This window comes from Streptomyces sp. NPDC007205, from assembly GCF_040634095.1.
Taxonomy (GTDB): domain Bacteria; phylum Actinomycetota; class Actinomycetes; order Streptomycetales; family Streptomycetaceae; genus Streptomyces.
Window position 1 is genome coordinate 19,888 of sequence record NZ_JBEYEW010000040.1, and the last position, 18,250, is coordinate 38,137.

General features: G+C 69.1%; 17 protein-coding genes and 3 pseudogenes. 11 read left to right on the top strand and 9 right to left on the bottom strand.

Annotated features, from left to right (window positions below):
• Nucleotides 1–62 precede the first annotated feature (62 nt).
• Nucleotides 63–908: a DNA-formamidopyrimidine glycosylase family protein gene (locus ABZ624_RS36180; protein WP_360098751.1), complete on the bottom strand. Its 846-nt coding sequence runs from the start codon at nt 906–908 to the stop codon at nt 63–65.
• Nucleotides 909–1,060: 152 nt separating this feature from the next.
• Entirely contained in the window at nt 1,061–6,052 is a 4,992-nt protein-coding gene (locus tag ABZ624_RS36185) for an ATP-dependent helicase (protein ID WP_360098753.1), read from the bottom strand.
• A 224-nt stretch (nt 6,053–6,276) separates the two neighbouring features.
• Here ABZ624_RS36185 and ABZ624_RS36190 point away from each other — a divergent pair.
• A pseudogene (locus ABZ624_RS36190) lies at nt 6,277–6,520 on the top strand (AraC family transcriptional regulator); the annotation flags it as partial.
• Nucleotides 6,521–6,645: 125 nt separating this feature from the next.
• Here the strand turns inward: ABZ624_RS36190 and ABZ624_RS36195 are convergent.
• The gene (locus ABZ624_RS36195; RefSeq protein WP_360098755.1) at nt 6,646–7,590 is read right to left on the bottom strand and encodes a hypothetical protein; all 945 of its coding nucleotides are present in this window, start codon (nt 7,588–7,590) and stop codon (nt 6,646–6,648) included.
• An 80-nt stretch (nt 7,591–7,670) separates the two neighbouring features.
• Between ABZ624_RS36195 and ABZ624_RS36200 the strand changes: the two genes are divergently transcribed.
• From ABZ624_RS36200 to ABZ624_RS36220, 5 genes are all read left to right on the top strand, one after another.
• Nucleotides 7,671–7,865, top strand: a complete 195-nt coding sequence (locus ABZ624_RS36200) for a DUF3046 domain-containing protein (RefSeq protein WP_360098757.1) — start codon at nt 7,671–7,673, stop codon at nt 7,863–7,865.
• Nucleotides 7,866–7,979: 114 nt separating this feature from the next.
• The gene (locus ABZ624_RS36205) at nt 7,980–8,120 is read left to right on the top strand and encodes a hypothetical protein (protein WP_360098759.1); all 141 of its coding nucleotides are present in this window, start codon (nt 7,980–7,982) and stop codon (nt 8,118–8,120) included.
• Nucleotides 8,113–8,340: a hypothetical protein gene (locus ABZ624_RS36210; protein WP_360098761.1), complete on the top strand. Its 228-nt coding sequence runs from the start codon at nt 8,113–8,115 to the stop codon at nt 8,338–8,340. Before ABZ624_RS36205 ends, ABZ624_RS36210 begins: the two co-directional genes overlap by 8 nt.
• Nucleotides 8,327–8,515 carry a hypothetical protein gene (locus tag ABZ624_RS36215; protein WP_360098762.1) on the top strand — a complete coding sequence of 63 codons (189 nt, stop codon included), beginning with the start codon at nt 8,327–8,329 and terminating at the stop codon, nt 8,513–8,515. Before ABZ624_RS36210 ends, ABZ624_RS36215 begins: the two co-directional genes overlap by 14 nt.
• A gap of 481 nt (nt 8,516–8,996) precedes the next feature.
• A complete protein-coding gene (locus ABZ624_RS36220) occupies nt 8,997–9,272 on the top strand; it encodes a hypothetical protein (protein WP_360098764.1) in 276 nt (91 codons plus the stop codon).
• A 751-nt stretch (nt 9,273–10,023) separates the two neighbouring features.
• On the opposite strand, the gene ABZ624_RS36225 is transcribed toward ABZ624_RS36220, so the two are convergent.
• Together ABZ624_RS36225 and ABZ624_RS36230 are read right to left on the bottom strand one after the other, a co-directional pair.
• Nucleotides 10,024–10,515 carry a hypothetical protein gene (locus ABZ624_RS36225; RefSeq protein ID WP_360098766.1) on the bottom strand — a complete coding sequence of 164 codons (492 nt, stop codon included), beginning with the start codon at nt 10,513–10,515 and terminating at the stop codon, nt 10,024–10,026.
• Nucleotides 10,516–10,672: 157 nt separating this feature from the next.
• Nucleotides 10,673–11,272, bottom strand: a complete 600-nt coding sequence (locus ABZ624_RS36230; protein ID WP_360098768.1) for a hypothetical protein — start codon at nt 11,270–11,272, stop codon at nt 10,673–10,675.
• 477 nt (nt 11,273–11,749) lie between these two features.
• Between ABZ624_RS36230 and ABZ624_RS36235 the strand changes: the two genes are divergently transcribed.
• The 3 genes from ABZ624_RS36235 (at nt 11,750) to ABZ624_RS36245 (ending at nt 14,228) form a co-directional block, all read left to right on the top strand.
• A complete protein-coding gene (locus ABZ624_RS36235; RefSeq protein ID WP_360098770.1) occupies nt 11,750–12,130 on the top strand; it encodes an SH3 domain-containing protein in 381 nt (126 codons plus the stop codon).
• Nucleotides 12,131–12,603: 473 nt separating this feature from the next.
• Nucleotides 12,604–13,344, top strand: a complete 741-nt coding sequence (locus ABZ624_RS36240) for a methyltransferase domain-containing protein (RefSeq protein WP_360098772.1) — start codon at nt 12,604–12,606, stop codon at nt 13,342–13,344.
• 290 nt (nt 13,345–13,634) lie between these two features.
• Complete coding sequence (locus ABZ624_RS36245; RefSeq protein ID WP_360098774.1) at nt 13,635–14,228, top strand: hypothetical protein; 594 nt, start codon at nt 13,635–13,637, stop codon at nt 14,226–14,228.
• A gap of 11 nt (nt 14,229–14,239) precedes the next feature.
• On the opposite strand, the pseudogene ABZ624_RS36250 reads toward ABZ624_RS36245, so the two are convergent.
• The 3 genes and pseudogenes from ABZ624_RS36250 to ABZ624_RS36260 form a co-directional block, all read right to left on the bottom strand.
• Nucleotides 14,240–14,800, bottom strand: a pseudogene (locus tag ABZ624_RS36250) (IS5 family transposase); the annotation flags it as partial.
• Between the two features lie 783 nt (nt 14,801–15,583).
• The gene (locus ABZ624_RS36255; protein ID WP_360098776.1) at nt 15,584–15,826 is read right to left on the bottom strand and encodes a hypothetical protein; all 243 of its coding nucleotides are present in this window, start codon (nt 15,824–15,826) and stop codon (nt 15,584–15,586) included.
• 440 nt (nt 15,827–16,266) lie between these two features.
• Nucleotides 16,267–17,070, bottom strand: coding sequence for a GntR family transcriptional regulator (locus ABZ624_RS36260; RefSeq protein WP_360098778.1), 804 nt, complete (start codon nt 17,068–17,070; stop codon nt 16,267–16,269).
• 197 nt (nt 17,071–17,267) lie between these two features.
• Here ABZ624_RS36260 and ABZ624_RS36265 point away from each other — a divergent pair, with 197 nt between their 5' ends.
• Nucleotides 17,268–17,576 (top strand): hypothetical protein, encoded by a 309-nt coding sequence (locus ABZ624_RS36265; protein ID WP_360098780.1) that lies wholly within the window; start codon nt 17,268–17,270, stop codon nt 17,574–17,576.
• A gap of 154 nt (nt 17,577–17,730) precedes the next feature.
• Nucleotides 17,731–17,922, top strand: a pseudogene (locus ABZ624_RS36270) (AI-2E family transporter); the annotation flags it as partial.
• On the opposite strand, the gene ABZ624_RS36275 reads toward ABZ624_RS36270, so the two are convergent.
• Complete coding sequence (locus ABZ624_RS36275) at nt 17,835–18,026, bottom strand: hypothetical protein (protein WP_360098782.1); 192 nt, start codon at nt 18,024–18,026, stop codon at nt 17,835–17,837. The pseudogene ABZ624_RS36270 and the gene ABZ624_RS36275 sit on opposite strands and share 88 nt — an antisense overlap.
• Nucleotides 18,027–18,250: the final 224 nt, after the last annotated feature.

Genomic DNA, 18,250 nt, shown 5'->3' on the forward strand with positions numbered 1-18,250 from the left:
GACTGGTTCGGGTGCCGTCTGCTTGGTGGCACACCGGGTTGTGCGGCGGGGCGGACACATCGTCAGGCGGTGCGGCGGGGATAGCGGTCTCGCCAGCGCTGCGGTGCGCCGGGGGCGGGGGCGGGGCCCCTCTGGCAGGTGGGGCACCAGTAGGTGGGGCGTTCCTGGGTGCCGTCGCCCTGGTCGGCCACGCGGACCGGCGTGTGGCAGCGCAGGCAGGGGCGGGGTGCGCGGCCGTAGACGAACAGGTCGTACCGGTGCAGGCCCGTGGTCTGCCGGACCGGGCGGTCGCGGTTCGCCTCCAGGAGCTGCTTGGCGAGCGCGGGCAGCTGCTCGGCGCGGTCCGGGGGCAGCGCGCCGGCCGGGAGCCACGGGGTGACGCCCAGCAGGAAACACAGCTCGCTCTTGTAGACGTTGCCGATGCCCGCGAGATTGCGCTGGTCGAGCAGGGCCTCGCCGAGCGGGCGGGAGGGGTCGGCGAGGACGTTGGCGAGCGCCCGCTCCGGGTCCCAGTCCGGTCCGAGCAGGTCGGGGCCCAGGTGACCGACGACCCGCTCCTCCTCGCCCGTGCGCAGCAGCTCCAGAACCTGGAGGCGGTAGCCCACGGCCGTACGGTCGACGGTGCCGAGGATCGCACGGATCTGGTGCGCCGGGCCGCCCCGCCAGCGTTCGTCCGCGCCGTACACCTTCCAGGTCCCCTCCATCCGCAGATGGGTGTGCAGGGTCAGGCCGCCCTCGAACCGGGTGAGCAGGTGTTTGCCGCGCGGGATCGTGCTGAGCACCGTACGGCCGGTGAGGTCCACCGTCGCGTACTTCGGCACCCGGAAGTCGCTGCGGGTCAGCGCCCGGCCCGCGAGGGCCTCGTGCAGCCGCCTCGCGGCCTGCCAGACCGTGTCACCTTCGGGCATGCGTCAAGGGTGCCACGGGCAGCGCCCCAAGAGGCGCGGGGCTGCGCCCGGTATGCGGCTGCCCCCGCGTGGTCGCGACCAGCCCCGATGGTGCCGCAGACGGAAGACGGCATATCCGCGGCACTCCCAACGCCGCGGCACCCAGCGGACCGTCACGCTCTCAGACGCAGCCCGCGCGGTGTGGCCACGAAGCCCGCTGCCTCGAGGAGGGTGCCTATCGGCGAGGTCAGGGCCTGGGCGCCGTTGATCCGCTCGACCGTGACCGTGCCGAGGGAGCCCGCGCGTGCCGCCTCGGCCAGGCCATCCGCGGCCGAGCGCAGGCGGGGGTCGTCCGGAGGCGCGATGTCCGGGCCGGCGGGCCAGGCCAGCAGCGTCTTGCCGCCGCGCTCCATGTACACGGTCAGCTCGCCCTCGACCAGGACGACGAGCGAACCCGCCTTACGGCCCGGCTTGTGCCCGGCACCGGTCGGGGGCTCGGGCCAGGACAGGGCCGCGCCGTAGGCGTTGGCGGGGTCGGCCGCGGCGAGGACCACGGCCCGGGAGCCGGCCGAGGACGTGCCCGTACGACCGCTGCCGTACCCCCGGTACGCCGACGAGCCGTAGGGGCCGGCTCCGGCTCCGCGGGGGCCGCCGTAGCCGGGCGAACCGAAGGGGTCGGCGAGGTCGCGGGGGGAGACGTAGTCGCCGGGTGCCGGCAAGGGATCCGCCGGTGGCCAGGTGAAGTCGCCGTCGAGGCCGGGATGCGCGAAACCGCCGTCCGACCCGTCCAAAGCGCCGGGGACGGGGTGTTCGTGAGGTACGCCGTCGCTTCCGCCGAACTCGTCCGGGAACGCCGGTGCGGCAAAGCCGCCCGAGGGATGTGGGTAGCCGTTCCCGGGGGACGCGGCGGTCAGGCTCTCACCGCGGTCCCGGGCGTTGGACACCGCGCGGAGCCGGTCCACCGCGCCGTCCATGGCGAACTGGGCCGCGCCCAGGCCCTCGACGACATAACCGCGCCGCGCCTGGCTGCTCTCCTCGAAGGCGGACAGCACGCGGTACACCGCCGAGAACCCGCCCTCGACCCCCTCCGCGGCGACCGCCCCGCGGGTGACCACACCGTGCCGGTCCAGGAGAGTGCGCGCCAGCGCGTGGGCGCGCACGGTGGCATCCGGTTCGGCCGCGGGAAGCAGGGACCAGCGGCCGGCGACCGTCGGCGGACCCGTACGGGACGCGGTGCGCGCGGCGGCCGTCAGGGAGCCGTAGCGCCCGCGTGGCACGGCGCGCTTGGCGCGGTGGGCGGTCGCCCCTGCCGTACGGCCCGAGCCCAGCAGAGAGCGCATCGGCGCCAGGGTGTCGTTGGTGAGCCGCCCCGACCAGGCCAGGTCCCAGAGCGCGTCGGCCAGTTGGGGGTCGGTGACGTCGGGGTGCGTGCCGGCACGGACCTGGTCGGAGATCTGGCGGAAGAAGAGACCGTAGCCGCCGGAGAGCGCGTCCAGCACGGACTGGTGGAGCGCGGTCAGCTCCAGGGGATGGGGCGGCGGGAGCAGCAAAGGGGCCGCGTCCGCCAGATAGAGGGAGACCCACCCGTCCTTGCCGGGCAGCGCACCCGCGCCGGCCCACACCACCTCGCCCGCGGCGGTCAGCTCGTCGAGCATCGAGGGCGTGTAGTTCGCCACGCGGGAGGGCAGGACCAGTTTCTCCAGCGCGGAGGCGGGCACGGAGGCGCCCTGCACCTGCTCGATGGCGCGCACCAGTCCGTCGATGCCGCGCAGACCATGCCCCTTGCCGATGTGCTGCCACTGCGGCAGGAACTGGGCGAACGCGGCCGGTGGCACCGGCTCCAGCTCATGCCGAAGGGCTGCCAGGGAGCGGCGGCGCAGGCGGCGCAGTACAGCCGCGTCGCACCACTCCTGACCGATGCCCGCCGGGTGGAACTCGCCCTGCACCACCCGGCCGTTGCCGGCGAGCCGCTGCAGGGCGCCCTCGGTGACCGCCACGCCGAGGCCGAAGCGGGCCGCCGCCGTGGCGGACGTGAACGGGCCGTGCGTGCGGGCATAGCGGGCCAGGAGATCGCCGAGCGGATCCTTGACCGGCTCGGTGAAGGCCTCGGGCACGCCGACCGGCAGTGCCGTGCCGAGCGCGTCGCGCAGCCGGCCCGCGTCCTCGACCGCCGCCCAGTGGTCGGCGCCGGCGATCCGGACCCTGATGGCGCGGCGCGCGCCGGCCAACTCGCGCGCCCACTGCGCGTCCGCGCCCCGCGCGACCAGCTCCGCGTCGGTCAGTGGACCGAGCAGCCGCAGCACATCGGCCACGCCCTCCACGTCCTTGACCCGGCGGTCCTCGGTGAGCCACTGCAGCTCGCGCTCCAGCTCGGTCAGCACCTCGGCGTCCAGCAGCTCGCGCAGTTCTGCCTGGCCCAGCAGCTCGGACAGCAGCCGCGAGTCCAGGGACAGCGCGGCGGCGCGGCGCTCGGCCAGCGGGGAGTCGCCCTCGTACAGGAACTGGGCGACGTACCCGAACAGGAGCGAGCGGGCGAACGGGGACGGCTCCGGGGTGGTGACCTCGACCAGGCGCACCTTGCGGGACTCGATGTCGCCCATCAGCTCGACGAGCCCGGGGACGTCGAAGACGTCCTGGAGACATTCGCGGACCGCTTCCAGGACGATCGGGAACGATCCGAACTCGCTCGCCACCTGCAGCAGCTGGGCCGCGCGCTGGCGCTGCTGCCACAGCGGGGTGCGCTTGCCGGGGTTGCGCCGCGGCAGCAGCAGCGCGCGTGCGGCACACTCGCGGAACCGGGCGGCGAACAGGGCGGAGCCGCCGACCTGGTCGGTGACGATCTGGTCGACCTCCCCCTTGTCGAAGGCGACGTCCGCCGCGCCGACGGGAGCCTGCTCGCTGTCGTACTCCGTACCGGCCTTCATCGGTGCCTGGTCGAGCAGGTCCAGGCCCATCAGGTCGGCATCCGGCAGGCGCAGCACGATGCCGTCGTCGGCGTGCATGACCTGCGCGTCCATGCCGTACCGCTCGGACAGGCGGGTGCCGAGCGCGAGGGCCCAGGGGGCGTGCACCTGGGCGCCGAAGGGGGAGTGGACGACGACCCGCCAGTCGCCCAGCTCGTCGCGGAAGCGCTCCACGACGATCGTCCGGTCGTCCGGGACATGGCCGCAGGCCTCGCGCTGCTCGTCCAGGTACGACAGCACGTTGTCCGCCGCCCAGACGTCGAGGCCCGCCGCCAGCAGGCGCAGCCGGGCGTCGTCCTTGGGGAGCGAGCCGACCTCGCGCAGGAAAGCGCCCACCGCGCGGCCCAGTTCGAGCGGGCGGCCCAGCTGGTCCCCCTTCCAGAACGGGAGCCGGCCCGGCACACCGGGGGCCGGGGAGACCAGGACCCGGTCGCGGGTGATGTCCTCGATGCGCCAGGAACTCGTGCCCAGGGTGAAGACGTCACCGACCCGGGACTCGTAGACCATCTCCTCGTCCAGCTCGCCGACCCGGCCGCCGCCCTTCTTCGGGTCGGAACCGGCGAGGAAGACCCCGAACAGCCCACGGTCGGGGATCGTGCCCCCCGAGGTGACGGCCAGGCGCTGGGCGCCCGGGCGGCCGGTGATCTCGCCGGTCACGCGGTCCCAGACCACGCGCGGGCGCAGCTCCGCGAAGGCGTCGGACGGGTAGCGGCCCGCGAGCATGTCGAGGACCGCCGTGAACGCCGACTCGGGCAGCGAAGCGAAGGGGGCCGCACGGCGGACCATGGTGAGCAGGTCGTCGAACTGCCAGGTGTCCAGTGCCGTCATGGCGACCAGCTGCTGCGCGAGCACGTCCAGCGGGTTCGCGGGCACTTTCAGGGACTCGATCGAGCCCGAGCGCATCCGCTCGGTGACCACGGCCGCCTGGACGAGATCACCGCGGTACTTGGGGAAGACGACACCGGTGGAGACGGCGCCGACCTGATGTCCCGCGCGGCCGACGCGCTGCAGTCCGGAGGCGACCGAGGGCGGGGACTCGACCTGGACGACCAGGTCGACGGCGCCCATGTCGATGCCCAGCTCCAGACTGGACGTGGCGACCACGGCGGGCAGCCGGCCCGCTTTCAGGTCCTCCTCGACCAGGGCGCGCTGCTCCTTGGAGACCGAGCCGTGGTGCGCCCGGGCGATCACCGGGGGCGCACCCTGGGCGGCGCCCGAGCCGCCCATCAGCTGGGCCGGGGAGTGGTGCTCGTCCAGGGTCTCGCCGGTCGCCCGCTCGTAGGCGATCTCGTTCAGCCGGTTGCACAGCCGCTCGGCGAGGCGCCGGGAGTTGGCGAACACGATCGTGGAGCGGTGGGCCTGGACCAGGTCGGCGATCCGCTCCTCCACATGCGGCCAGATCGACGGCCGCTCGGCGCCCTCGCTCGCTTCGGCCGCCGGAGCGCCGCTCAGCTCGCCCATGTCCTCGACCGGGACGACCACGGACAGGTCGAACTCCTTGCCGGACTCCGGCTGGACGATCTCCACCTTGCGGCGCGGGGACAGATACCGGGCGATCTCGTCGACCGGGCGAACGGTTGCCGACAGGCCGATCCGGCGGGCCGGTCGCGGCAGCAGCTCGTCGAGCCGCTCCAGGGAGAGCGCGAGATGGGCCCCGCGCTTGGTGCCCGCGACCGCGTGCACCTCGTCGAGGATCACCGTCTCCACGCCCGTCAGTGCGTCGCGCGTGGCCGAGGTAAGCATCAGGAACAGCGACTCGGGGGTGGTGATCAGGATGTCCGGCGGGCGGGTGGACAGGGCGCGCCGCTCGGCCGCCGGGGTGTCGCCGGAGCGGATGCCCACCCTGACCTCGGGCTCGGGCAGACCCAGGCGCACGGACTCCTGCCGGATGCCGGTGAGCGGGCTGCGCAGATTCCGCTCGACGTCGACCGCGAGGGCCTTCAGCGGGGAGACATAGAGAACCCGGCAGCGCTTCTTCGGGTCGGCCGGAGGCGGGACCGAGGCCAGCTGGTCCAGGGCGGCGAGGAACGCGGCCAGTGTCTTGCCCGAGCCGGTCGGGGCCACCACCAGCACGTCCGAACCCGCACCGATGGCCTGCCACGCGCCGGCCTGGGCCGCGGTGGGCGCGGAGAACGCCCCCGTGAACCAGCCGCGGGTCGCGGGCGAGAAGCCGTCGAGGGCTCGGTGTGCGGAGCTGACCATGCGTCCATCCTGCACCCGACCACTGACAATCGCGCTGAGCTGGGCAAACGCCGAGCGGCGGGGTGCGCGGGCCGGCCGCGGGTGGTGGGGCGGAGAACGGGCGTATGGCGGGTCGAGGGGGCGGGGCGGAGAACGGGCGTAGGGCGGGTCGAAGGGGGCGGAGCAACGAACGGACCGGCGGGGAGACGGGCGGGGCCGGCCGGTGCAGCGTGCGCGGCACCGCGACCCGGCTGCTGCGACTGGGCGGCGGCCCGTTGCCCCAGCAGCCGGTCAGCACGGCCGGAGCCGCTATCGCGGCGCGCGCATGCCGTGCTGAACGAGCCGATGGCCGAGCAGATGGCCGGACCGCCGGCGGCCCCGGAACGGCCGGCCCCCGACCTCGGCGCCAGCCGTGCTCAGCTGCTGCGGGCGTTCCGCGGCGCCTCCGGCATGCCGCCGCGCGCGTGGCTGACCGACGCCCGCGTGCGCTGCGCGACTCCTGCCGGACGCGGGACCGACGCCGGAGAGCCGGCTCGGCTCACGCAGCGGCTTCGCGCGCGAAGGACTGGTCCGGCCGGCGCACACGATGTGATCAACCGAGGCAGGACGCCGGCTCAGCCCACGAAACGGCCGTACGCCCGCAGTGTGCACAGCGCCTCGATGGTGACCATGGCGCGTGCCTCCAGTGCGGGGGCCGGTGCCCACTGGCGCCATCGGATCGGCCAGCCGCCGTCGTCCTGCTGCTCGGCGGCCAGGTGATCAAGGGACCGTGCCATCTCGTCGTCCGTGAACCACGCGCGCGCAAGCGACTCCGGACTTCTGGCGAAGTCGTGCGGGAAGTGGTGCTCGCCGGGCGCGTAGCCGGACGCGACCGGATACGCGTCGAGCCGGTCAGGGTCGAGTGCCGCCAGCCGTTGCTCCCGCACCATGCGGCCGAGCCGGTCCGCGGCGGCCTCCGCGCGCGAGCGGTCGGGAGCGGAGTCCAGGAACGCCACAGCGGCCTCCACCTCGTACGGGTGGGACTTGCCCAGGGACTCCACGGCCTGCCAGCAGAAGTCCGTGGCCCGGAACAGCCAGGCGTGCCACACCTCGTTGCGGTGCAGCAGCCCGACCACCGGCCCGGTGGCGAGCAGCTCGCTGGGAGGATCGTCGACGACCGGGACGAACGGCGCCGTCGGATATCCGCGCTGGCTGGGACGGATCGCGGGCAGGGCACCGTCCGCGGTGGAGACCGAGGTCAGATAGCGGCACACGCGCTCGACCCGCTGGCCGCCGCAGCGCCCGACGGCGTCCAGGACACGCAGCGCGTGCGCGGTGTGCAGAGGCTGGCTCACGGGGCCGCGCAGATCGGGCTCCAGCGCGTGCCCGTATCCGCCGTCCTCGTTGCGGTAGGCGTCCAGCGCCGCTTCCACCGCGTCCGGGGTGCCGTGCAGGAAGTGGTACGCGAAGAGGCGCTGTTCCAGCACGCGCGCGGTGAGCCACACGAACTGCTCGGCGCGGAAGAGCGGGGAGCGCGCCGGGGGCGGGGAGGGGAGTGGGGAAGCTCCGGTTTCGGCCATGCGTCAGACCGTAGGACGGAAAGCGGTCTCGGCAAGCGCTCCGGGCCGGGGCCCACACCCAGGGGCGGGATACTGGAGTCATGCGGTTGACGGTCTTCTGGCAGCGGATGGCGGAACACTTCGGTCCGGGGTACGCCGACACCTTCGCGCGCGACCACGTCATGTGGGAGCTGGGCGGACGCACGGTGAACGAGGCGCTGGACGTCGGCTGGGACGCGAAGGACGTGTGGCGGGTGGTCTGCACGGTCATGGACGTGCCCGGCGAGCGGCGCTGACCGTTGCCCGAGACACCCTGATCATCCCTGAACCCCGTCGGCCCTGCGGCACCGATCGGTCACGAAGATCGCAGGTGGGCGCCGGTTGTCGGTGGTGTGGGCGAGACTTTGCGCGTGGCACCCACTGACGAGACCCACGAGCCGCTGCCCCGGCAAGCGGCACCGACCGGTACGACACCGCCCGACCGGCCGCCCGCCTCCGGCGCCCTCGCTCCGGGCAGCCGCATGCCGCGCGCCGGCAAGCCTGGTGGTTGAGGTTCAGGAGGTCACCCTCGCACTGGCGGGGGTGCTGGAAGATGCGGGGATCAAGCTCCCGCAGTTCCACGCCCGGCTCGCCCCCTCTGAGGCCCGTGACTGGGTGGTCCGGCTCGGCGACGTCAACGTGCGTCATGGCCTCGCCATCTGCAACCTGCTGCGGGATGGCCTCACCCTTCGGCAGAGGTTCCCCGAGGAGTCCGTGAATGCCCAGTCGTGACGCCTCAGACGCTTTGGCGCGGCTCAACGATGCCCTTCACGGGGCCGGGATTCTGGCTGACACGGGGATCGATCCCTTGGGCGGCTTCGTCTACATCAACTGTCTCGGGATCGAGCAGTCCCAGGAACTGGCGCTGGTCATCCAGGCGGGTACCGAAGCAAGGGTGATCCACTGATGACGCTGGCCCCGGGCCTCGGTGCCTCGCGGTGGCTACGCCGTACCGACCCCCGATGTACTGCGGGCGTTGAGAACGGGCTTGAGAGGTGGCTGAACGGTGAGCAGTAGCACGCCGGTTCTTCGCGCAGCGGACCTTGAGTCCGTGCCCGTGGACGGTTGCCGCATCTGCATGGCTGCCGCAAGTGGGCGCTCTGCGTCGCGCTCGCGGAGTGACGTGGTCGGGGTTCGGAATTTCAACGACATGATCCGGCAGCACCCGCACGGCCGGGCAACAGACACCAGAGGAGAGGGCGCGTGAGCGCGGACGCCACAACCGACGCACAACGACACGAGTACACGACGTACGCGCCCAAGGGTGAGAAGTGCCGCAAGTGTTACGTGCCGTTCTTGAGCCTTGAGCTTGTACGGCGTGTGCAGCCGTTCGGCGTGGCTACCGGTCGCCCGTATGTTCACCTTCGGTGCCGGGTTGGGGCTGAGTCATGACGGCTCAGAAGCTTCCGAAGGGTTGGAAGTTGTTTCGGTCGAACGCTGACAACAACGACGAGAGCCGCTGGTACGCAACGGCGCCGTACGACGTGGAAGCCGTCAAGCGAAAGTCCGGCCTCGGCCTCGACGGGTGTTCGGGTGATGAGGTCAGCCACCCGGCATGGAACTTGGACCGGACGGTGTCTGCCGGCTCCTGGGGCGAACTGTGTGCTTTGGTGGCTGCGCAGGTGACGCTGTATGAGCAACTGTCTTGCGGGGGCGAGGAATGACGAGCGTGGAACGGCGCCTCCGCTATTGCTCCAGCGCCCGTGCTGCCCCTGGGCTAGTCAGCCTCGGCGGAGGCTCGCCGCAGCCCGCAGACGGCGCCTGGTGGACGGAATACGGCGGCATCCGGGATCCGGCGTCTGATGTGATCGCATTCCCACACGGAGCCCTACCGCCGTGCTGTGTCCCCGAGTGCCGGCACTGCAAGGAAAGGAGGTCTGGACGCGATGGCGTGTGACGCATGGTTGGACGTGCCCGAGGGGATGCGCGCAGCAGCGTTGGACGTTGCGGGCGGGCTGCCGAGTGAGGCGCCGGTGCCGGGCTCCGTGACATGCAAACTCGACAAGCACGACCGCGGCGGACACGTCGCGCCGCTACGGAGCCTCTTCGACGATGCGGCCGTGTGGGTCACGTGGGAGGGTGGCGACGTCAAGGTACAGCCCATCGCCTACTGCGACTCGTCCTCCCCCTCACAGGGAGGTATCCCCTTGTCCGATGCACTCTGTTGGCTGCCTGACGCGCATCGGGGTGGCCACACGTGGGAGCGATGCGCGTGAACGAGGACATGCGTACCCGCCCCAGCTCGGTGGACCCGTGCTCGACGTGCGGGGCGTTCCGAGCGGTACTCAACAGGGCTGTTCTCCTGGGTAACCCGCAGACGGCAGGACACCTCGTGCGCGCCATGCACGGGCACCAAATCCATGCCCACCCGCACCGGAAGCGTTCGAGAGTCCTCAATTAATTGGCGCCCTGTGGTTACTGTAGCCGTTTCTGAACCTGTGGCAGGATTCTTTCGCGCGCTTCCTGTGAACCGATGATCACAGCGAGTTTACCAACATCATTGTGGCGCTCGTTGATCGAAACGTTGCCTCGTTGATCAGAAGCAGATCCATGATCCTGAGACGAGTAGTCAATCACCATTGCTGACTTGCTACAAGCCAGTGAGGCCCACAGTCCAGATCCGTTCGCTCCAGCTGCCGATGCGAAAGAGTAGGGGCCGGCGGGATAGCTTAGGTTCCCTTCCGAAGAATTTCTCGGCCACGCTGAGGTGATTTGAATCAGCGATTTCTTAGAATCCTTCGTGTCGGCTACTCGGAGACCACAAGAATCGCCCTGGATGTACGCGACGAGATGGTAGGAACTCGCACGGACTTCACCGATCACCTTAGGAGGTCGCGATTCGGAGGGGAATTCATCCGCCGCAATAATGCGCTCTTCATTGGAGTCGATGGACTTGAGCTGACTCAAAGGTGTGAATTGGTCGGGCGGTGACTCATGTGCAACACCCTTTCCTCCTCCTGTGCACCCGACACAAGAGAGTGAAAGGGTGACCCCTAGGGCAAGATTTCGAATTACCCTCGCCATTGGAGTCACCCTTTCACATGCTACGGTTGTCGGCTGCTAGCTATTCCGCCCACTGGTTGAAGCAGACACCAACTGGCTTATACACGTCGACCACCCCCAAGTACGGGCGCATCGTGACCCTGGCCCGGTAGTGGTGCATGAGAGTGTACGCCTCGACAGTGCCGAACTTGCCCTTGGGGACCTCATAGCGGGTCTCGTTCGTCACTCTGTAGGCTTTCGTGACACTAAATCCCACAGAGGCAGAGATCGCACCCAGACTGATCCCGCCCTGGCCGTTGAGTACGACAGATCGCTCCTTATTGACCGACAGCACCAGAGTGGTCGGTCCGCTGCCGGACGTCTTCGAAATCACTTCAGTGTGGCACGCCTCACCCATATCGATGGGCGCAGCCTGCGAGCTGGCGGGATCCAATTTGACTGATCGTGCGTAGTCAGCGTTCCGCTTGATCGTCAACTGGGCGCCGGGCTTAAAGAGATCTCCAGGTACCTTTGCCCCAGGCTCGAAGAATTGACTGACGGGGCTTGCGGCGGAAGCAGCTGTCCCACTCTGGGCCAGCGCCGGCGTCGCTGAATTAAGCCCCAACACGGCCCCCATGGCGACGGCGCCGACGAGCATGCCAACCCTTGCTGTGCGCTTCATTACTCCCCTTAGGGTTGCGATGCGAACGCCCTTTCCGCACCTTGGTCATGGGTGCGGAGTTTCGTGAAACTGACTGATATCACGAGAGGCGTGAAAGCAGAATTTCACTATCGGCACGAAAATCTCGACCGTCAAGCAGTCACCTCACTGCTTGAACCGAAATTTTCGTACTGGTGAACGGAGAAGAATCTAGCGACTACGCAATGTGCACGTCAATCAGCTTGAGGGAGAATTGAGGGTGGAATGATTGATTCCGGAAGTAATTCCTAATTCTCGGCCTGAGATTAAAGACGCAACCAAACCGAACCCTGCCTTCCTTGGCGGTCAACGGGACGCCCAGTGCGGACCGACCCATCCGGATAAGTGGTTGACCTCTCGTCTCAGGATGGTCGATGCTGGTCACTCATCCGGATGAGTGGTTGTCAGGCTGATGGGTCGGCGGCTGCCCGCCCTCTTCGAGTTGAAGGGATTTCGATCATGGGGCGTAAGGCTCTGCGGGCGCTGGTGGTGTCGGGTGCGCTGGTGGCCGGTGTCGGCCTGGTGGGCGTCTCGGCGGCATCGGCCATGCCGGTGGATCCGGGGTATTCGTCGGGTGGCTCCGGCGGGGCGGGTGCGGTGTATCCCGCGGACCGGTCGGTGTTCAAGTCGGCGACGGTGGATGGGCTGCGGGTGCGCACGGGTCCGGGAGCGGATCGGTCGATACTCGGTCTGATCTATGAGGGTGAGCCGGTGCAGGTCATCACCTCCGCCTACGACGGGACGGGTCAGGTCTGGGACGAGGTGATGCTGCAGACCGATTCGGCAGGTGGCCTACCGGCCGGTTATGTCGGGTGGGTGACGGAGGAATTCCTCTACTGAGTCACTCCAGTGGGTTGAAGTGATGGTTGGGAGGCGGCCCAGGAACTGAACGACAGGTTAGGCGAACTTGGCATGGCCGCTCGGGTGGTGCGGGCGATACCCCATGCGGGGGCGCACGGTGAACCGGTGGTGTGGCTGCGTCCGGAGGGTGCTCGGTTGCTCGCGCTAGTGCTGGAACGAGAGGGAAGGGAAGACGGGGTGAGGCGGGACGATTGGCGCACGGCAAAGGGCTCGCGCGTGTGGGTCGAGACGGATCGGCGCGGGGAGTTCATCCGGTGCGAAGGGTGCCGACGGCCGATCCTGATCACGGGTGCGGGCCCTGCCCGGTTCGCCGCTGAGCGGCATGCACGGACGTGCCGGAACTAGGGCTCGTCCGGCGGATCATGGGCCGAGCCAGGGCCGGACCGAGCCGAGGGCAGGCCAGTGCCCCAATCGTGTTGACCGCCCCCGGCAGGCAGTGCTGGAGTCGGCACGTGGACAGCATCCCCGCCAACCGGCGGCTCTGGAACCAGATCAGCAGCGCCTACCAGCACGAGCACGACCCGCAAATCGGCGCCGCACCCCGGCTGTGGGGCATGTACTCCATCCCCGACGCGCACCTGCACGCCCTGGGCGACGTCACCGGCAAGCGCGTCCTCGAACTCGGCTGCGGCGCCGGCCAGTGGTCCAGGGCGCTCGCCGCCGAGGGCGCCACCGTGGTCGGGCTCGACCTGTCCGAAGCCCAACTCGCCGCAGCGGCCCGCGCGATGGGAGCAGCCCGCTACCCACTAGTGCAGGGCGCCGCCGAACAACTCCCCTTCGCCGCCGACAGCTTCGACCTGGTGTTCTGCGACTTCGGTGGGCTCAGCTGGGCGCCCCCGCACCTGGCCGTCCCGCAGGCCGCACGCGTCTTGGTCCGAGGGGGGCGACTGGTGTTCAACGTCGCCAGCCCATGGTTCGAAGCTTGCTACGACGAAGCCGCCAGCCGCGTGACCACGACGCTGCAGCAGGACTACTTCGGGCTGAACACCATCACCGAAGACGACGGCGCGACCAGCTATCAGCTCACCTACGGCGACTGGGTCAAGGTCCTGCGCGGCGCGGGTCTCATCATCGACGACCTCATCGAGCCGCGGCCCGAACTCGGAACACCCAACGGCTACAACGAAACCGACCCACCCGACTGGGCACACCGCTGGCCGGCGGAACTGCTCTGGGTAACCCACAAACCGTAAGTTCCGCCGCGCCGAGACGTGAAGGCATCCCCTCGCCGGGCAGGCCTAGGGACTGCCCCGCGAATCGGGAAGGCTCACCGGATTCTCGCCTACGGCTGACACGGCTCGGGATCGGTATGTGTGGCTCCTGAGCCAGACACTCGGTGATGACAGATGGGGATGCGTACAGCAGTGGCCATACCCACCCTCACGGATGAAATAGGCAGATAGGGACACCATGTGGTTAACGGGTCTGCTGTCCTGGACACACCCTGCAACCAAGGGGCGGTACGCGATCCAGAAGGCGGCTCATGCAGCATTCACGACGCACCAGACCAGCCACCGTCCACCCCACCGCAACTCCCACCGCGTCCGGGCAGCGGTCCCGGAAAGTGGCGGCCAGCCTGGGCGTCGCCATGCTGGCACTGTCCGGGTCCGTCCTCACCATGCCCGCCGTTGCAGCGGAACAGCGCGCCGTCGCTGTCCCGGCGGGTGACTACTGCGGACCGGCCGAGTCCTTCTACGGCGGAGGCAGCTACACCTACGCTCAGGTACAGGTGTGCCTGCGCTTCGCCTCCGGCGGCAATCAGGTCATCGTGAAGACCAGCAACGACCAGTACCAGTACGGCGGTTCCTGGTACAACGCTTCATCGACCTACCCCGCCAAGTGGAACGCCACCGGCTCGGTGAGCATCAGCGGCCAGCCGGGAAACTACGCCACCCCCAACCCCGTCACGCAAGGGTCCGCCAGCGGTTCGGCCAGTGGCGGCTCACCTGCGGCCCTCAGCGCCTGCGGCACCTACAGCGTCACCATGACGTTCCACCAGAACGGCCCGTACTGGACCGACAGCAGCAACGACATCGACTCCGGCCAGCGGTCCTACCAGGTAGGCGTGCCCTGCTAGAGGCTAGTGATTCACGAGCGGAGCCAGAGACGTAAGGCAGCAACGGTCACGGTGCCGTGGAAGACGTAGGCGCGCTTGTCGAAACGGGTGAATACGGCCCGGAAGCCCTTCAGGACGTTGATCGTTCGCTCGACTTCGTTGCGACGCCTGTACATCGCGCTGTCGAAGCCGGTGGGCCGGCCGCCCGCGCTGCCTCGGCTCTGGCGGTTGGCCCGCTGGTCTCTGCGCTCGGGAATGGTGTGCTTGATCTGTCGCCGTCGCAGGTAGCGCCGATTACGGCGGGAACTGTACGCCTTATCGCCGCCCAGGTGGTCGGTCCGTGTCCGCGGACGTCCTCCGCCTGAGCGGGGCACACGGATGCGTTCGAGAACCGGGATCAGCTGTGGGGCATCTCCCCACTGACCTGGTGTGATGACGAAGGCGAGCGGGCGTCGGCCGCCCTCGCTCGCCAGATGGATCTTGCAGGTCAGTCCGCCCCGTGACCGACCCAGGGCCTCATCGCTGCGGTGCTGAACAGGCCGACCACGCCGCCGTGGAATGCGCGGTGGGCGGGTGTGGGCACCCGACGCATGCGCGATGGCCGAAGGCGCGGGAGGGTCGGACGGTAGCGGTCTGCCCTCTCTCCTCACACTGCCCTAGGTGGCTTCACGGACGAGAATCGGGGAAGGCGACGTGCGGGCGTTGGGCTCGCAGCGCCTTTGCCGGTGTGGAAGCGGTTGGTCGTTGTGTCGGAAGCGCCCTCGATCACGAGGACTCTCGTGGGTAACTGCCTGGTAGGCAGGGTCATCGGCGAGATGGACTACTTGACCAGGCCTACCTATGTGGCGCTCTTCGGTGACCTCATGGCCGCGCGGAATCCCCATGTGGTTCTAGACCTGTCAGGAGTGACGTTCTGTGATTCGGAGGGCTGAACGCATTCCTGGTGGCGAACCGGATGGCAGTGAACAACGGCAGATCCCTGGCTTTGGCATGTGTGCCACCTGGGCTGAGGCGGGTGTTTGAGCTGACTGGGGTGGACCAGGCACTAGCGGTCCACGACGCTGTTGCGGAGGCAGTGGCGGTCCCCGGTGGCGAGCCTAGCGGTGATCACTTGTCGCCCAGTTCTGGACAGAGCCGAGTCCCGGGCGGCCCTTGGCCGGCTGACGGGCGAGGTCGGCTCGGCACCCCTCGACGGCGGTACCGTGTGAGATCGCGTGCGTGGTGACATCACGCGCGCACGGGCCCGGACCACGACGAAACCTTCTTCGCGCGTGAGGTTGCCACGCGTGGGCGGGGTCCAGGGGCGCGCTGTAGCGCCCCTGGTACCACCGCCCGCAACCCACTTGGCTATGTAGCAAGAGCGGTCCTGCCGGTCATTACCTGTCGTAGTCGCAGAAGACGTTGTCCTGACCCTGCTGGACGGCATGAGTGCCGGGGCCACAATCCCTGTAGACGTACTGGCCCTGGGCGCAGGTGTAGTACCCCTGGCCGGCGGCGAACATGGCTCCTTCCCGGCAGGCGGCGGCTGACTTGCTGGCCGCTGCGGCGCTACTGCCGGACAAGGGGATGACGACCGTGCCGGCTAGGAACAGGGCAGTGACCATCGAGCGGACTCGCATGGGATCTCCGTTCTCATGAAGTGAGGCGCCATACCTAACGTGCGACGACTGCCGCCGTACCGTGAAACCTGACCATCCCACTCGAAGGGTGATTGGGGCCTCGTGGTGATTCCGTCCGCTGCTCCGTTCGTCACGGCGCTGTACGTCACGGTGAGCGGCGTTGGCGCCCTACGAACTACCGTAGGTCCGTTTTCGAGTTGGCGCCCGTGGTGGGGGAGCGTAGGGCCTGGCGGTCGTGTAGCTCGCTTCCCCGGTGGCCGGCAGGACAGACGACAGAGCCCCCCGCGATGATTCCGCGGGGGGCTTCTTGCTTGGTGGGGTGCGGTGGTGGTGTCGGGCGGCTGTCGTCCGGACGGGACCGGCCGAAGGCCGCATGCCCGGCCGGGGCGGCAGGGCCGCCCGGCGCGCCGAAGGCGCGCCCTTGAGCAAGTAAAGAGAAGTTACTCCGATTCGGATCGTCGGCGGGCGGTGCGCTTGGCGGGTGCCTTCGTCGGCGTGACGGGGAATGTGAGCTGGCAGGTGGCGGCGGGGGCTTTGAGCTCCTCGCACAGCAACGGGCGGTCCTGGTCGGCATCGGCGGTGATGCGGTAGGTGATCAGGAGGGGGCTGGCGTCGGTGAGTCCGAGTGCGGTCCGCTCGTCGGGATAAGGGGCGCGGGCGGTGACGTGCTCGGTGAACGACAGGCTGAGTCCGGCCTCGGCAAGCTGACGGTAGAGGTCGATGATCTCGGCGTCTGGCTGCTCGGCCAAAGTGGGCACCTCGGCGGCGGTGGCCATCGGGATCAGAACACGGTGAGCCATGCGGGCACCGGTGGCCGGATCGTGGATCAGGCGGTCCACGTTGATGGCGTCCTGGTCCTGCTGGTCCAAGAGAAGCGCCGGGGGCCCGTCCAGCGCGGTCCTGGTGACGGCCGCCGGCTCCGTCTCCACCATCTCCGGTAGGTGCCAACTGCCCTTTGTGGTGCGCTGGATGGACCGGTCAACACGGGTGGCGGGGAGAACTCCCCCGGTGGGAAGCACCCTGCTGCCCTTACCCTGCAACGACTCCACCAGTCCCATACGGCGCAGCTCGGCAACGGCGGCACGGGCCGTGTGCTTGCCGATGCCGTACATCTTCACCATTTCCGACTCGGACGGCAGGAGATCGCCGGCTTGGTAGCGGCCTCGTGTGATGTCGGTGGCCATGCGCTGCGCTACCTGCAAGTACATGGACGGGGCGCGTTCGATGTGCTCTCGGGCTGCCATGGCTGGTGTCCTTCTCGGGTCGGGGGTGTAGGTACTCGGACGGGCTTCGGTCTGAGTTGCTTGTCAGTGGCCCTTGTCGGTGGTGCGTGGTATCGCGCACTCATGAGGATAAGTGGTTGCCCGCCTGACGCCAAGTATACGGGCACTCATCCGGATAAGTGGCTTGGTCGGTGTGATGCGGGATGAGGTGAACCGTCTTGATCAACAAGCCGATCGACACGAGGCGGCTGGGCACGATCCGGTGCCTGATCGCTCCGGAACCGCGCACCACGCTTGAGGGTGATCAGCGGTGCGACCGTGAGGGAAACCCGCTGTGGATCACGGGTCTCGTGGTGCGTCAGCTGGAAGGGCGGCGGCTGGACGAAATCCACGTGGTGACCAGCGGCCTGCCTCAGGGCATCACGGAGGGTTGTGAGGTCAGGGTCACGGACTTGTGGGCCACCGACTGGGAGATCGACGGCCGGTCCGGTACGTCCTACCGGGCTGCTGCGATCACGCCCGTGTAGGGCTCGGCCGGCGGCTCCGCTCCGGCTCCGGCGGCCGGTCCGCGCGGCAAGTCTGCGGGAGGTGACACGTGATGGAGCGCTACTTCTGGCACCTGAACGCCCGGCAGGCGGACGGCATGGCCTGCGTGGTCTGTAACGCCGACTTCCTCAACAAGCCGTCGGTGCGCTGATCGCCATCCCGGCGGTCGCCACCCTCCAGGCCTTCCTCGGGGCGTATGTGAAGCGGTACGCCGTCACGGACGATCCCAGGGTGCACGGTCACCGTGGCCGGAGGCCCGGCCGTCCCGGGATGCCGGCACGCATACGCCGGCTGCGGGCCGGACCGCCGGAGGCGGAGGAGTCGTAGGACTCGTAGGGCCGGCGGGCCTCGGAGCGCCGGTGCCGCCGTCGAGTGCCCCCCATCGCGAGCGTCATGGACACCGTGGTGCCGAAGGGGCTCTCCACGGCCATGCGCGAGGGCATGCGGCGCCACGCCTGGTGCGCTTGACACGTAAATCGAACATCCATTCTCATGGAGGCTCAGGCAAGGCTTTCGGCAGTGGATTTCGTCCCGTTTTGCGGGAAGAAGTCCCTCGGTTATCCACAGGCTGGGCCTGCGTCGGGGCGCATTGTCAGTGGCAGGCGTTAGCGTCTTTGACGTGAAGCGATCGACTCAAGCAAACCGGGTGGAACCC